This is a genomic window from Mycobacterium sp., from assembly GCF_039583785.1.
Classification (GTDB): domain Bacteria; phylum Actinomycetota; class Actinomycetes; order Mycobacteriales; family Mycobacteriaceae; genus Mycobacterium.
In genome coordinates this window covers 1-13,055 of the sequence record NZ_JAVKSG010000082.1, presented here as the reverse complement: position 1 = coordinate 13,055, position 13,055 = coordinate 1, and the positions used below count along the sequence as shown (strand labels likewise).

General features: G+C 67.5%; 14 protein-coding genes and 1 tRNA gene. 4 read left to right on the top strand and 11 right to left on the bottom strand.

Annotated features, from left to right (window positions below; genetic code table 11):
- Positions 1–205 precede the first annotated feature (205 nt).
- A tRNA-Ala gene (locus tag ABDV69_RS18200) sits at positions 206–278 on the top strand.
- Here ABDV69_RS18200 and ABDV69_RS18195 read toward each other — a convergent pair.
- Both ABDV69_RS18195 and cwsA read right to left on the bottom strand, forming a co-directional pair.
- Positions 269–478 (bottom strand): hypothetical protein, encoded by a 210-nt coding sequence (locus tag ABDV69_RS18195; protein WP_343576899.1) that lies wholly within the window; start codon positions 476–478, stop codon positions 269–271. The genes ABDV69_RS18200 and ABDV69_RS18195 overlap by 10 nt on opposite strands.
- A gap of 7 nt (positions 479–485) precedes the next feature.
- On the bottom strand, positions 486–911 hold the full coding sequence (gene cwsA / locus ABDV69_RS18190) for a cell wall synthesis protein CwsA (RefSeq protein WP_343576896.1): 426 nt from the start codon (positions 909–911) through the stop codon (positions 486–488).
- Between the two features lie 80 nt (positions 912–991).
- Between cwsA and ABDV69_RS18185 the strand changes: the two genes are divergently transcribed.
- Complete coding sequence (locus tag ABDV69_RS18185) at positions 992–1,540, top strand: peptidylprolyl isomerase (protein ID WP_343576901.1); 549 nt, start codon at positions 992–994, stop codon at positions 1,538–1,540.
- 69 nt (positions 1,541–1,609) lie between these two features.
- Here ABDV69_RS18185 and ABDV69_RS18180 read toward each other — a convergent pair whose 3' ends face one another.
- Positions 1,610–2,026, bottom strand: a complete 417-nt coding sequence (locus ABDV69_RS18180; RefSeq protein ID WP_343576893.1) for a PH domain-containing protein — start codon at positions 2,024–2,026, stop codon at positions 1,610–1,612.
- A 155-nt stretch (positions 2,027–2,181) separates the two neighbouring features.
- Positions 2,182–2,463 carry a cell division protein CrgA gene (gene crgA, locus ABDV69_RS18175; protein ID WP_343576891.1) on the bottom strand — a complete coding sequence of 94 codons (282 nt, stop codon included), beginning with the start codon at positions 2,461–2,463 and terminating at the stop codon, positions 2,182–2,184.
- An 89-nt stretch (positions 2,464–2,552) separates the two neighbouring features.
- On the opposite strand from crgA, the gene ABDV69_RS18170 reads away from it, so the two are divergent.
- Positions 2,553–3,356, top strand: coding sequence for a DUF881 domain-containing protein (locus tag ABDV69_RS18170; protein ID WP_343576888.1), 804 nt, complete (start codon positions 2,553–2,555; stop codon positions 3,354–3,356).
- A 29-nt stretch (positions 3,357–3,385) separates the two neighbouring features.
- Positions 3,386–4,045 (top strand): aminodeoxychorismate/anthranilate synthase component II, encoded by a 660-nt coding sequence (locus tag ABDV69_RS18165; protein WP_343576885.1) that lies wholly within the window; start codon positions 3,386–3,388, stop codon positions 4,043–4,045.
- On the opposite strand, the gene pknB is transcribed toward ABDV69_RS18165, so the two are convergent.
- The 7 genes from pknB to ABDV69_RS18130 form a co-directional block, all read right to left on the bottom strand.
- Positions 4,023–5,903 (bottom strand): Stk1 family PASTA domain-containing Ser/Thr kinase, encoded by a 1,881-nt coding sequence (pknB, locus tag ABDV69_RS18160; RefSeq protein WP_343576882.1) that lies wholly within the window; start codon positions 5,901–5,903, stop codon positions 4,023–4,025. The two genes, ABDV69_RS18165 and pknB, sit on opposite strands and share 23 nt — an antisense overlap.
- The gene (locus ABDV69_RS18155) at positions 5,900–7,210 is read right to left on the bottom strand and encodes a serine/threonine-protein kinase (RefSeq protein ID WP_343576879.1); all 1,311 of its coding nucleotides are present in this window, start codon (positions 7,208–7,210) and stop codon (positions 5,900–5,902) included. Before ABDV69_RS18155 ends, pknB begins: the two co-directional genes overlap by 4 nt.
- A complete protein-coding gene (gene pbpA / locus ABDV69_RS18150) occupies positions 7,207–8,688 on the bottom strand; it encodes a D,D-transpeptidase PbpA (RefSeq protein ID WP_343576876.1) in 1,482 nt (493 codons plus the stop codon). The genes ABDV69_RS18155 and pbpA overlap by 4 nt, the downstream gene beginning before the upstream one ends.
- Complete coding sequence (locus tag ABDV69_RS18145; protein ID WP_343576874.1) at positions 8,685–10,094, bottom strand: FtsW/RodA/SpoVE family cell cycle protein; 1,410 nt, start codon at positions 10,092–10,094, stop codon at positions 8,685–8,687. Before ABDV69_RS18145 ends, pbpA begins: the two co-directional genes overlap by 4 nt.
- Entirely contained in the window at positions 10,091–11,572 is a 1,482-nt protein-coding gene (locus ABDV69_RS18140) for a PP2C family serine/threonine-protein phosphatase (protein ID WP_343576873.1), read from the bottom strand. The genes ABDV69_RS18145 and ABDV69_RS18140 overlap by 4 nt, the downstream gene beginning before the upstream one ends.
- Entirely contained in the window at positions 11,569–12,036 is a 468-nt protein-coding gene (locus ABDV69_RS18135) for an FHA domain-containing protein (RefSeq protein WP_343576871.1), read from the bottom strand. Before ABDV69_RS18135 ends, ABDV69_RS18140 begins: the two co-directional genes overlap by 4 nt.
- A gap of 116 nt (positions 12,037–12,152) precedes the next feature.
- Positions 12,153–13,055, bottom strand: a 903-nt coding sequence (locus ABDV69_RS18130; RefSeq protein WP_343576868.1) for an FHA domain-containing protein, incomplete at its 5' end; no start/stop codon positions are given.

Sequence of the window (13,055 nt, the reverse complement as noted above, 5' to 3'; positions counted from 1 at the left end):
AGCTCAGGCGGTTAGAGCGCTTCGCTGATAACGAAGAGGTCGGAGGTTCGAGTCCTCCTAGGCCCACAACCATGTGTTCGCCAAGACGTTTCTCAAGACTGGTGTTGCCGCTGGCAGCGATCGCGGTGCTGGCGGTGGTGATCCGGTCTCGGCGCAGCGCCGAAGTCTGGCACGTGGCCGCCGACCAGATCGATGGCCGGCCCGAGGGGCCTTAGCTCAGTTGGTAGAGCGCTGCCTTTGCAAGGCAGATGTCAGGAGTTCGAATCTCCTAGGCTCCACAGCCGTCGTCAGCCAGGTAGGTGACGCTGTACCAACGGCGAGATTGCTCGAAGTCGTCGGTTTCGGTCGCGCTCTCCAACCGCACGTCGCACAAGTCCGTGTGGTCCAGCCGGATGAAGGCTTCCAGTTCGGTGTCGCGCGCTTCGCCGGTCAGGGCGGCGTCCGCGAGCGCCCGGCCCTCGTAGCGATGCCAGCCCACGGGTCGGTCAGGGGCGGTGGTCGACGTCGACGCTGGGCGGCAGCGGCGACGGTTCCGGCTGCGACGAGCGGCGGACGATCGAGAACGCTGCAGCGCCGGCGGCGAGCACGACCACGGCGGCCCCGGCCAGCACCCACGGCCGCGGCCTGCGGCGCTGCGGGCGACGGGCCTGGGCGAGAGCTTGGGGCAGGCCGGTGACCACTTCCTGGGCGGCCGCCAATTCCTGGACCAACGCCTGCTGGGCGGCCTGGATGTCGTGGGCCAGCCGGCCCTCGTGGTAACGGCGGCGCAGGCTGGCGGCGCCGGCCCGGGCCGAATGCGCGGTCAAGCCCACCACGCCGAGCGTCACATCGACCGGTCCGACCGCCGTGTAGGTCAGGCCGCGGCTCAGCCGCTCCCGCGGGGTCAGCCGGATGTGGTTCTCAGCGCCCATTTCTCGCCCTTTCGCTTAACCGCCCTGGGAATACGTTCGAAAGGCTACCGGCACGCCGATGTCTTGCGGGGCGAACCGTGATGGCAGACTGTGATCCTGTGACTACCAGCCCGATTCAGACCGCCACTGCCACCCTGCACACCAATCGCGGCGACATCAAGATCGCGTTGTTCGGAAACCACGCCCCCAAGACCGTCGCCAACTTCGTCGGCCTGGCTCAGGGCACCAAGGAGTACTCGACGGAGAACGCCTCCGGCGGAAGCTCGGGCCCGTTCTACGACGGCGTGATCTTCCACCGAGTGATCAGCGGCTTCATGATCCAGGGCGGCGACCCCACCGGCACCGGCCGCGGCGACGCGGGCTACAAGTTCGCCGACGAGTTCCACCCCGAGTTGCAGTTCGACAAGCCCTACCTGTTGGCGATGGCCAACGCGGGCCCGGGAACCAACGGCTCGCAGTTCTTCATCACGGTGACCCAAACGCCGCACCTGAACCGCAAGCACACCATCTTCGGCGAGGTCGTCGACGGAGATTCGCAGGGCGTCGTGGATGCCATCGCCACCACGGCCACCGGCCCCGGCGACCGTCCGACCGAGCCGGTCGTCATCGAGTCGATCACCATCTCCTGACGACGCCGCGAAACGGCTGCCAGGGTCGCGATCTTCGCTGATTCACGACCCTGACGGCAGGTTCGCGGCTCACGACCCCGCGTAGCCGGCGGCCGTCAGCGCGTCGAGCACATCCAGCGGATCGGTCCCGAGGTCCCAACGGGAGAAAACGAACAGCCGACCGTCGTCGGCGTCGATCTCCAGCAGCCGTGTCTTGCGCCCGATCCGGCGGAACTCGGTGATCCGGATGATCTTGATGTCGGGCCGTCGCAGAAGCTGCGGGCGGATCCAGCCGCCGACCCGCAGGCCGTCGTCGGTGATTGCCAGCTTTGGCCGCGCACGCCACGTTCCGCCGGCAAACACCAGCAAGCCGGCCCCGGAAATGGCCAACAGGAGGCGCCCGGGAGCGTCTGTGACCACCGTCACAGACGTGATAGCTAGCACAATCCCGGCAAGCCCGCAAGCTGCGGTTCCCGCCGCGGATGGCGCCCACTGTGTTTGCTGCACGAATTTCCTAGGGGTGTCTACCAGTGCCGATGAGGTTATCCACAAGCGCTATCCACAATGGGGATGAATAACACGCGTGTGATCCAGGCTCTCACTTGTTGCTGAGTCGGCAACGGCTCCGGCCTGGAACCGGCGCAACAAGATCAGTGCCGGGCCTACCGCCACCGCATCGTGAGCAACAGGCCGCTGATCATGAAGGCAAACGCGACAGCGTAGTTCCACGGCCCCAGATTGGCCATCCAGCTCAGCACCGAGGGCGCGTCCGGGCCCGTCGCGGCCAACTGGAACACCATCAACCAGATCAACCCGATCAGCATCAAGCCGCAGAACAACACCACGAACCACACGCTGGATGGGCCGGCTTTGACCTTGACCGGGGTGCGGCTCACCGGATGCGCGGTGAAGTCGGTTTTCTTTCGGACTTTGGACTTGGGCATTTCTACCTCGGGTATAACTCGTAGCTACGGTAGGCAGGGCAGGTGCAACGATGAGCGTAACGCACTCACCAGCAGCGGACGGAGAGCCGATGGCACGCATCCGGTGGCCGGCCCTCGCACGCCACGACCGCAAGACGCGACGCCCGACTGCCCCGGCGGCGCAGCGGTCACCGTGGCGGGTGGGCGTTCCGGTGGTGTGTCTACTGGCCGGCCTGATGGTCGGAGCCACCCACGGGGTGTCCCGCGGCGGCGAGATCCGGCGCAGCGACGCTCCCCGGCTGGTCGACCTCGTGCGCAGCGAACAGTCCGCCGTCGGCCGGCTGACCACCGAACGGGATCGACTGGCCAACACCATCGATTCCACCCACGGCCGATTCGCCGACGCCGCGCTGGCGGCGATGCTGCGGCGGTCGGCGCAGCTGGCCGGCGAGGCCGGGATGGAACCGGTGCACGGCCCGGGCCTGACCGTCACGCTCAACGATGCTCAGCGCGATGCCAACGGCCGCTTTCCCCGCGATGCTTCCCCCGACGATCTGGTCGTGCACCAGCAGGACATCCAGGCCGTCCTCAACGCGTTGTGGAGCGCCGGCGCAGAGGCCATCCAGGTGCAGGACCAGCGGATCATCGCCACCTCGGTGGCCCGCTGTGTGGGCAACACGCTGCTGCTCAACGGGCGGACCTACAGCCCGCCGTACACGGTGACCGCGATCGGCGATGCCGCGGCCATGCAGGCGGCTCTGGCCGCCGCTCCCCTGGTGGTCCTCTACAAGCAATACGTGGTGCGCTTCGGTCTCGGCTACACCGAGCACCCCGTTCCCGACGCCCACGTGGTGGGCCACACCGAGCCGCTGCGGATGCACTTCGCCGAGCCCGCCGGCCCGGTCAGTTACTGAGCTCACCTGCGATTCAGTAGCCTGACACGATGCAGATCTTGGTCGTCGACAACTACGACAGCTTCGTCTTCAACCTGGTGCAATACCTGGGCCAGTTGGGCGTCGAGGCGACCGTCTGGCGTAACGACGACCCACGGCTGTCCGACCCCGCAGCAACCGCCGCCGCGGTGGACGGCATTCTGCTGAGCCCCGGCCCGGGCACCCCCGAGCGCGCCGGCGCCTCGATCGACCTGGTCCGGGCCTGCGCGGCGGCGAGCACCCCGCTGCTGGGCGTGTGCCTCGGCCACCAGGCCATCGGGGTGGCGTTCGGGGCCACCGTGGACCGGGCGCCCGAACTGCTGCATGGCAAGACCAGCAGCGTGTATCACACGAATACCGGTGTGCTGCAAGGGATGCCGGATCCGTTCAGCGCAACCCGGTACCACTCGCTGACGATCATGCCCGAGACGTTGCCAGCGGAGCTGGAGGTGACGGCCCGCACCCGCAGCGGCGTCATCATGGGGGTCCGGCACAAGGAGTTACCGATCCACGGTGTGCAGTTCCACCCGGAGTCGATCCTCACCGAAGGCGGGCACCGGATGCTGGCCAACTGGCTGGCCGACTGCGGGCAGGCCTGCGACGACGGGTTGGTGCGCAAGCTGGAAAGCGAACTGGTCGACAGCCTCGCTATTGACCGAACTTCAGCGTGATGCTGCCGTCCCGGGTCGCACCCTGACCGGCGCTCGGGCTTTGGTACACCACCCGATTGTGCTGCGAGCCGCCGGCGTCCACGTCGGGACCCCGGTCCAGCACCCCGGTCCAGCCCAGCGCGCGTAGCCGCGGCTCGGCGTCGGTCCAGTACATTCCGGTGATGTCTGGCATCACGAACTGGTTGCCCTTGGACACCTGCAGCTCGATCACCGTGTCGACCGGAACAGTGCCTCCCGCAGGCGGATTCGTGCCCACAACCGTCCCGGCCGGTCGCGGGCTGTCCACCGCGGCCTGGGCGAACTTGGAAAAGCCGTACACCGTCAAGTTCTGCTGGGCCTCATCGGCGGTCTGTCCGGCGACGTCGGGGATCTGCTTGGTCGACGGACCGGATCCGACGATGACCGCGATCTCGTTGGTGATCGCCGACGTCTGGTTGGCCGGCGGGTTGGTGCCGATGACTTTGTCTTTGGTTTCCGGCGTCGACGGCGAGTTGACCTGCTTGAGGCGGCCGAAGCCGGCGGCTTTGAGCTTCTTCACCGCCGCTGCATAGCTCAGCGACGAGACGTCGGGCACCTCGCGCTGCTCGGGTCCGGTCGACACATCGACCGTAATCAGTTCGCCGGCACCAACTTGAGCGTTAGCGCCGGGGTCAGTGCCGATGACATGATCAGGCGGGACGGTGGAGTCGGGCTTCTGCTGGGTCCGGGTCTTGAAACCGTGGTTCTGCAGCGCGGCAATCGCGTCGGCCGACGCCTGATCGCGGACGTCGGGGACCTGCACGTTGCGCATGCCGCCGCCGACGGTGTTGATCAGAACGGTAACGACGACGGTCAGGACGGCCAGTACGGCGACGGCGATCACCCAGCGGCCCACCGAACCGACCTTGCGCCCGCGAGCGAATTCGAGCTGCTGCCGCGGCAGCGGATTGGTGTGCGCCGTATTCGAATCCGACGAATGCGGCGCGGTCATCAGCGACGCGCGCTCAGCTTCGGTGAGGATCTTGGGTGCGTCGGGCGGCTCGCCGTTGTGTACCCGAACCAGATCGGCGCGCATCTCGGCGGCGGTCTGGTAGCGGTTCTCGGGGTTTTTGGCCAGCGCCTTGAGCACCACGGCGTCCAGGTCGGCGGAAATGCCCTTGTAGCGCCGCGACGGCGGCACCGGGTCTTCGCGGACGTGCTGGACGGCCACCGCGACCGGCGAGTCACCGACGAAAGGTGGTTCGCCGGTGAGCATTTCGTAGAGTACGCAGCCCAGCGAGTACACGTCGGACCGGGCGTCGACGGCGTCGCCGCGGGCCTGCTCCGGTGAAAGATATTGTGCGGTGCCGATGACCGCGGAGGTCTGGGTGACGCTGTTACCGGCGTCGGCGAGCGCGCGGGCGATGCCGAAGTCCATCACCTTGACCGCATTGGTGTGGGAGATCATGATGTTGGCCGGCTTGACGTCGCGGTGGATGATGCCGTGCTGGTGGGAGAAGTTCAGCGCCTGGCAGGCGTCGGCGATGACCTCGATGGCCCGGGTGGGCGTCATCGGCCCGTCGGTGTGGACGATGTCGCGCAGCGTCACACCGTTGACGTACTCCATCACGATGTACGGCAGTGGCCCGGCGGCCGTTTCGGCCTCACCGGTGTCGTACACCGCGACGATCGCCGGGTGGTTGAGCGCCGCGGCATTCTGCGCCTCGCGGCGGAACCGCAGATAGAAGCTGGGATCGCGGGCCAGGTCGGCGCGCAGCACCTTGACCGCTACGTCTCGGTGTAGCCGGACATCCCGGGCCAGATGAACCTCGGACATGCCACCGAAGCCGAGGATCTCGCCGAGTTCGTAGCGGTCGGACAGGTGCTGCGGGGTCGTCATTGCAACTTCTCGTGTTGGGACGCCACCGCGCTCGACTCGACCAGCGGCGACGCCCGCCGGGGGGCGGGGGGCTTGCATTGCCCTCCAGGATTACCCGTAACCCCCCGATACGTCCAATTAGTTGGATGCGCCGGAGCCGACTCGGACTTGCTGGGCGGTGTTCCGGTCTCGGTCACGGTGGGTGCGGATGGTTGCGGCTGCGAATTGTTGTTGTGCGAGTTCACCACGATCAGGATCGCGATGATGATCGCCAGGGCGCCCAGCACGCCGGCGGCCCACAGCAGCGCGCGCTGACCGGAGGAGAAGGTGCGCCGCGGCGGCGGGGTGCGATGACCGCCGGTGGTCGGCCGGGCGCGACGGGCGGCGGGCGCCCGGGTGGTGACGGCGGCTGCGGCCCGGGTCTGCGAGCCCGACGGGATGGCGGACGGGGCGGCGCGCACGCTTCCGGCGGCCTGGTTGGGCCGCGGCGGGCGGCGGCCGGCCCGCACGGCGGCGACCGCGTCGGCGAACGGTCCCCCGCTGCGGTAGCGCATGCCCGGGTTCTTCACCAGCGTGATCTCGATCAGCTCGCGCACATTGGGCGGCAGGTCGGCCGGCAGCGGCGGCGGCGGCTCCTTGATGTGCTTCATCGCCACCGTCAGCGCGCCTTCGCCGGTGAACGGCCGCTTACCCGAAACCGCTTCGTAGCCAACCACTCCCAGCGCGTACACATCGCTCGACGGGGTCGCGTCATGCCCCAGCGCCTGTTCGGGGGCGATGTACTGGGCGGTGCCCATCACCATGCCGGTCTGGGTCACCGGCGCGGCGTCGACGGCCTTGGCGATACCGAAGTCGGTGATCTTCACCTGACCGGTCGGGGTGATCAGCAGGTTGCCCGGTTTGACGTCGCGATGCACCAGCCCGGCGGCGTGCGCGACCTGTAGCGCGCGGCCGGTCTGCTCGAGCATGTCCAGGGTGTGCCGCAGCGACAGCCGGCCGGTCCGTTTGAGCACCGAGTTCAACGGCTCGCCGTTGACCAGTTCCATCACCAGATAGGCGGTGCGGCCTTCGCCGTCCATCTGCGTCTCGCCGTAGTCGTGCACACTGGCGATGCCGGGGTGGTTGAGCATCGCGGTGAGCCGCGCCTCGTTTCGGAACCGCTCGATGAACTCAGGATCCTGCGAGAACTCGGCCTTGAGGACTTTGACGGCGACGCGTCGACCCAGCCGATTGTCGACCGCTTCCCACACCTGACCCATGCCGCCGGTGGCGATCAGTCGCTGCAGCCGGTAGCGGCCCGACAGCGTCACACCTACTCGCGGGCTCATGGTCCTCCCTGTAGCGCGGCCTCGATGACGGCGCGCCCGATCGGTGCGGCAAGCGCACCTCCGGTCGCCGATGGGCTGCCGCCGTCCGCTGTTCCCTCCACGAGCACCGCAACGGCCACCCTCGGGGCGTTCGCGGGCGCAAAAGCGATGTACCACGCGTGCGGTGGTGTGTGACGCGGATCGGAGCCGTGCTCTGCGGTGCCGGTCTTGGATGCGATCTGCACGCCGGGGATCGCCCCTTTCTGCTGGGTGGCATTCTCGGCGCCGACCATCAACTCAGTCAGCTTAGCCGCGACCTGCGGGGACACCGCACGGCGTTGCTGACGCGGCGCTGTCGTGCTGATGTTGGCCAGGTCCGGTCCCTGCAGGCTGTCGACCAGGTAGGGCTGCATCGTGATGCCGGCATTGGCGATGGTAGCCGCAACGGCCGCGTTCTCCAGAGGCGTCAACGCCACGTCCTTCTGGCCGATGCTCGACATCCCCAGCGCCGCGGCGTCGAGGATCGGCCCGACGGTTGATTCGGCCACCTGGAGTGGTATCGGATCCGGCATGGCGTCCAGGCCGAACGATCGGGCCATGCCGCGCAGCGCGTCGGTACCGTTGAGCAGGCCAAGCTGGACGAATGCCGTGTTGCAGGACCGGGCGAATGCCTCACGCAACGTGACGGTTTCGGCGTTGACGCACGGCTGGTCGCCGTAGTTCTCCAGGCTGGCGGTGCTGTCGGGCAACGGAATCGATGCCGCCGCGGTCAACTCGTCGTCCACGGTCGCGCCGTTCTGCAGGGCGGCCGCGGTGGTGATCACCTTGAACGTCGACCCGGGCGGGTAGGTCTGCGAGATCGCGCGGTTGACCATCGGCGACTGCGGGTCGTCGCGCAGTTGCTGCCACGTCTTGGCCTGCTGCTCCGGGTCATGCGAGGCGAGCAGGTTGGCGTCGAACGACGGCGAGGACACCATCGCCAGGATCTTCCCGGTCGACGGCTCCAGTGCCACCACTGCACCGCGGCAGGGCCCGTTGCAGCCCTGCTGCATCGCGTCCCAACCGGCCTGCTGGATGCGGGGGCTGATGGTGGTTTCCACGTTTCCGCCGCGGGGATCGCGGCCGGTGAAGAAGTCGGCCAGCCGGCGGCCGAACAGCCGCTGGTCGGACCCGTTGAGCAACGGGTCCTCGGCGCGCTCGAGGCCGGTGCTGGAGTAGCGCAGCGAATAGAAGCCGGTGACCGGCGCGTACACCGCGGCGTTCGGATATACCCGCAGGAACCGGAAGCGGCTGTCGGTGGCCACCGAGTAGGCCAGCAATTGGCCGCCCGCCGTGATCTGGCCGCGCTGCCGGGAGTATTCGTCCATCAGGACTCGTTGGTTGCGCGGATCGGACCGCAGCCCGTCGGCGGTGAAGACCTGGGTGAGCGTGGCGTTGAACAGCAACAGCACGATCAGCGCCATCACGCTGATCGAGATCCGGCGTAACGAGGTGTTCATACCTTCGCGATCACCTCGGTGGGGGCGCCGGCGATCGGAGCGGTATTACGTGGTTTGGTGCGGAACGGCCGGCGGGCCGCATGCGAGATGCGCACCAGAATCGCCAGCAACACGTAGTTGGCCATCAGCGACGAGCCACCGTAGGACAGCCACGGTGTGGTCAGCCCGGTCAGCGGAATGAGATTGGTGACGCCGCCGACGACGATGAACAGTTGGATGGCCAACGTCGAAGCCAGCCCTGCCGCCAACAGCTTGCCGAAGCTGTCCCGCACCGCGATCGCGGTCCGCATGCCGCGGATGATCACGATGGTGTAGAGCATCAGCAGGCCGGCCAGCCCGACCAGGCCGAGCTCCTCCCCGAACGCGGCGGTGATGAAATCCGTTGCCGCAGCCGGCACCGTGTCGGGTTGGCCGTTACCCAACCCGGTGCCGAAGACGCCGCCGGTGGCGAAGCTGAACAACGACTGCACAATCTGATAGCCGGCACCGTCGGGGTCGGCGAACGGATCCAGCCAGGTCTGCACGCGCACCCGGACGTGGCCGAAAGCGAAGTACGCCAGCACGCTTCCGAGGCAGAACAACAGCAGACCGAGCACCACCCAGCTAAACCGCTGGGCGGCCAGGTAGACCACGACCAGAAATGATGCGTACAGCAAAAGCGAAGTGCCCAAGTCTTTTTCGAACACCATGACAGCGACCGACGCTGTCCAGGCGCCCAGCAGCGGAGCGAGATCACGCGGACGCGGCAGGTCCATCCCCAGTACGTGCTTGCCAGCGCTGGTGAACAGCCCGCGCTTGGCGACCAGGACCGCGGAAAAGAAGATCAACAACAGGATCTTGGAAAACTCGGCGGGCTGAATCGAGAAGCCCGGCAACCGAATCCAGATCTTCGCGCCGTTCTGCTCGGACAGCGATCTCGGCAGCAGCGCGGGAATAGCCAGGATGATAAGACCGGTCAGCCCGCTCACGTAGCCGTAGCGCGCGAGTTGGCGGTGGTCCCTCAGCGAAATCACCACCGCGGCGAAGGCGCCGACACCGAACAGCGTCCACAGGATCTGCGGGCTGGTGACCGCGCGGCCACTCCCCTCGGCCAGCCTCTCGTCGAGATCGAGCCGGTAAATCATCACCAGGCCCAATCCGTTGAGTAGCGCCACGACCGGCAACAGCAACGGATCCGCGTACGGCGCATAGCGTCTGATCGCCAGATGCGGGACGGCGAACACCGCCAGAAAGCCCGCCGCGTAGTTCAGCAGCTGCCAGCTGAGCTTGCGTTCCTGGTTGGCTTGCACGATGGCGAACGCCGCCGCTGTGATCACCGTGGCGAAACACAGCAGCAGCAGCTCGGCATTGCGCCGGTTTGGCAACGAGGGTGTGACAGTGACGGGCGGCTGCGGCTGTGTCGTCATTCCGGAGTCCGGCAGTCGGTGCCCGGCTGAGGTGGCGGCGGCGATAACGCTGTGACAGTGGGCGATGCAGGCACCGCGGGCGTCGTCGGCGCGGGGCTTGCCGGACTTTGTTGCGGGACAGAGGTTTGCGCGCCCGGTTCGTGCACCGGCGGCGTCGAGGGCGTGGGCGACGGGGTGGCGGCCGGCGCCTGGGCGCGGGCCATCGGACACAGCGGCAGCAGCGATTCGCCTGCCAACCGGCGCAGCTGCGCATTGGCCTGGTGCAGCGTACCAACCGGAAGTCCCGCCGCCACCTGCGCCCGCGCCGACTCGGCCAGATCGGACGGCTTCATCAGCCGGCAGTCGTGGTTGGCGGCAGCCGTGCCGACGCGGATCACCGACAACTGGCTGCGGCTGTTGAGGCAGCCTTGTGAATACGGTTGATGCAGTGGCACACCCAGAATGGACACCTGAATGCCTTGCATGATCGACACCGACCCGGCGTAGGCGGTGACGTAGTAGTAGCTGCGGATCACTGTTCGGCCGATGGCGAGCGCCGCGAGCAACAGCAGGATCCCCAGCGCCAGTCCGATCATAATTCGCCGCCGCGATCGCCGCGCTTGCGAAGCGCTGTCTATCGGGGGCGGGACCCGTTGGGCGACTTCTTTGCGCGGGGTAAGGGCCGAAGCTCGGCCGGCCGAGGTGTTCGGCCGGTTCAACTGATCGCGGTCGTCGGAGTCGCCGGACACCGCGCCGGCGATGATCGGCTGGTTGGAGCCGTAGTCGATGTCGACGACGTCGGCGACCACCACGGTGACGTTGTCCGGGCCACCGCCGCGCAGCGCCAGCTCGATCAGCCGGTCAGCACTGTCGGTGACGTCGGGAATCTTCAGGGCGTCCAGTATCGTCTCATCGGTCACCGGGTCGGAAAGTCCGTCGGAACACAGCAGATAACGATCTCCGACTCGGACCTCACGCATGGTCAGGGTGGGCTCGACCTCGTGGCCGGTCAGCGCACGCATGATCAACGACCGCTGCGGGTGGCTGTGCGCCTCCTCTTTGGTGATCCGGCCTTCGTCGACCAAGGTCTGAACGAAGGTGTCGTCCTTGGTGATCTGGGTCAGCTCGCCGTCGCGCAGCAGGTAGCCCCGCGAGTCGCCGATGTGCACTACCCCAATCCGGTTGCCGGCGAACAGGATTGCGGTCAGCGTGGTCCCCATGCCCTCGAGATCGGGCTCCATCTCGACCTGCGCGGCGATAGCCGAGTTCCCGGAGTGCACGGCGGAGTCGAGGCTGGCGAGCAGGTCGCCGCCGGGCTCGTCGTCGTCGAGATGGGCCAGCGCGGCAATCACCAACTGCGACGCGACTTCACCGGCGGCATGCCCGCCCATGCCGTCGGCAAGCGCCAGCAAACGCGCACCGGCGTACACGGAGTCTTCGTTGTTGGATCGAACCAAGCCGACATCGCTGCGCGCTGCATAGCGCAAGACCAAGGTCACGGGCGTAACTCAATCACGGTTTTGCCGATACTCACCGGCGTGCCAATAGGAACCCGTACCGCCGTCGTCACTTTCGCCCTGTCGAGGTATGTACCGTTGGTCGATCCTAGATCTTCGACGTACCATTCCGAGCCGCGCTGGGAAAGCCGCGCGTGCCGCGTCGACGCGTAGTCGTCGTTGAGTACCAACGTAGAGTCGTCAGCTCGACCGATCAGCACCGGCTGCCCGCTCAATGTGATTCGCGCACCGGACAACGCCCCTTCGGTCACAACGAGATAGCGTGCCGTATTCCCCCGTTGCCGCGCGGGCAACAGCGTTCCGCGCAACGCCAAGCCACGCCGCACCATCACCGCGCCGGTCGGCGCGTAGATATCGGTGCGCAGGATCCGCAGCACCGACCAGATGAACAACCACAGCAGCATCAAGAAGCCAGCGCGCGTCAGTTGCAGTACGAGTCCCTGCATCTGGCGTCCTCTCCGTCCTGGTGCCGGGTGCCTCACATGCCCGGATATAGCAACGTCACGATACTTGGACGGTGGTCGGCGCGGGGTGAAGCTGAATGAGTGCGCGACCTACGGGCTCAATGGATGCGGACGACGATCTCCGAGTGCCCCAGCCGGATCACGTCGCCGTCGGCCAATTGCCACTCCTGTACAGGCGCGTTGTTGACAGTTGTGCCGTTGGTGGAGTTGAGGTCGGACAGCAGCGCGACTTGGCCGTCCCACCGAATCTCCAAGTGACGACGCGACACGCCGGTGTCCGGCAGTCGGAACTGGGCATCCTGGCCACGGCCGATGACGTTGGGGCCCTCACGTAGCTGGTAGGTGCGCCCACTACCGTCGTCGAGCTGCAATGTGACCGCCGAAACTGGGGACGAGTAGCCACCCTGGCCGTAACCGCCCTGACCGTAGCCGCTGGATTCGGCGGGCTGGCCGTAGTCGGGTTCGACGTAGCCGCCACCTGGGGCAGCGTACGACTGGCCGTAGTCCTGCTGCCCGTAGTCGGCTTGCTGCCCGTAGTCCTGTCGGCCGTATCCACCGCCGCCGAAGCCCGGGTCATAGCCGCCGCCCTGGTCTGGGTAGCCGCCTTGGTCGGGGTAGCCGCCGCGTTGGTCGGGTGCGCTGTAGCCGCCGCCGTCCTGGCGGGCCGGCCCGCGGCCGTACTCGTCGTAGCCCTGGCCACCGCCGGGCTGGCCGTAGCCGCCGCTCTGGCCGTAGCCGCCGCTCTGGTCCCATCCGCTGCGCTGCTGGCCGTAGCCGCTGCTCTGGTCCCATCCGCTGCGCTGCTGGCCGTAGCCGCTGCTCTGGTCCCATCCGCTGCGCTGCTGGCCGTAGCCTTGCTCGGGGTAGCCGCCGCTCTGCTCGGGGTAGCCGCCGCGCTGGTCGGGTGCGCCGTAGCCGCTCTGCTCGGGGTAGCCGCCGCGCTGGTCGGGTGCGCCGTAGCCGCCTTGGTCGGGGTAGCCGCCGCGCTGGTCGGGTGCGCC

What these genes read in the sequence shown, in the direction of transcription:
- pknB (WP_343576882.1), bottom strand. Translation starts at nt 5,903, where the DNA reads ATGACGACCCCGCAGCACCTGTCCGACCGCTACGAACTCGGCGAGATC.
- cwsA (WP_343576896.1), bottom strand. Translation starts at nt 911, where the DNA reads ATGGGCGCTGAGAACCACATCCGGCTGACCCCGCGGGAGCGGCTGAGC.
- crgA (WP_343576891.1), bottom strand. Translation starts at nt 2,463, where the DNA reads ATGCCCAAGTCCAAAGTCCGAAAGAAAACCGACTTCACCGCGCATCCG.
- ABDV69_RS18155 (WP_343576879.1), bottom strand. Translation starts at nt 7,210, where the DNA reads ATGAGCCCGCGAGTAGGTGTGACGCTGTCGGGCCGCTACCGGCTGCAG.
- ABDV69_RS18145 (WP_343576874.1), bottom strand. Translation starts at nt 10,094, where the DNA reads ATGACGACACAGCCGCAGCCGCCCGTCACTGTCACACCCTCGTTGCCA.
- ABDV69_RS18165 (WP_343576885.1), top strand. Translation starts at nt 3,386, where the DNA reads ATGCAGATCTTGGTCGTCGACAACTACGACAGCTTCGTCTTCAACCTG.
- ABDV69_RS18170 (WP_343576888.1), top strand. Translation starts at nt 2,553, where the DNA reads ATGGCACGCATCCGGTGGCCGGCCCTCGCACGCCACGACCGCAAGACG.
- ABDV69_RS18185 (WP_343576901.1), top strand. Translation starts at nt 992, where the DNA reads ATGGCAGACTGTGATCCTGTGACTACCAGCCCGATTCAGACCGCCACT.
- pbpA (WP_343576876.1), bottom strand. Translation starts at nt 8,688, where the DNA reads ATGAACACCTCGTTACGCCGGATCTCGATCAGCGTGATGGCGCTGATC.
- ABDV69_RS18135 (WP_343576871.1), bottom strand. Translation starts at nt 12,036, where the DNA reads ATGCAGGGACTCGTACTGCAACTGACGCGCGCTGGCTTCTTGATGCTG.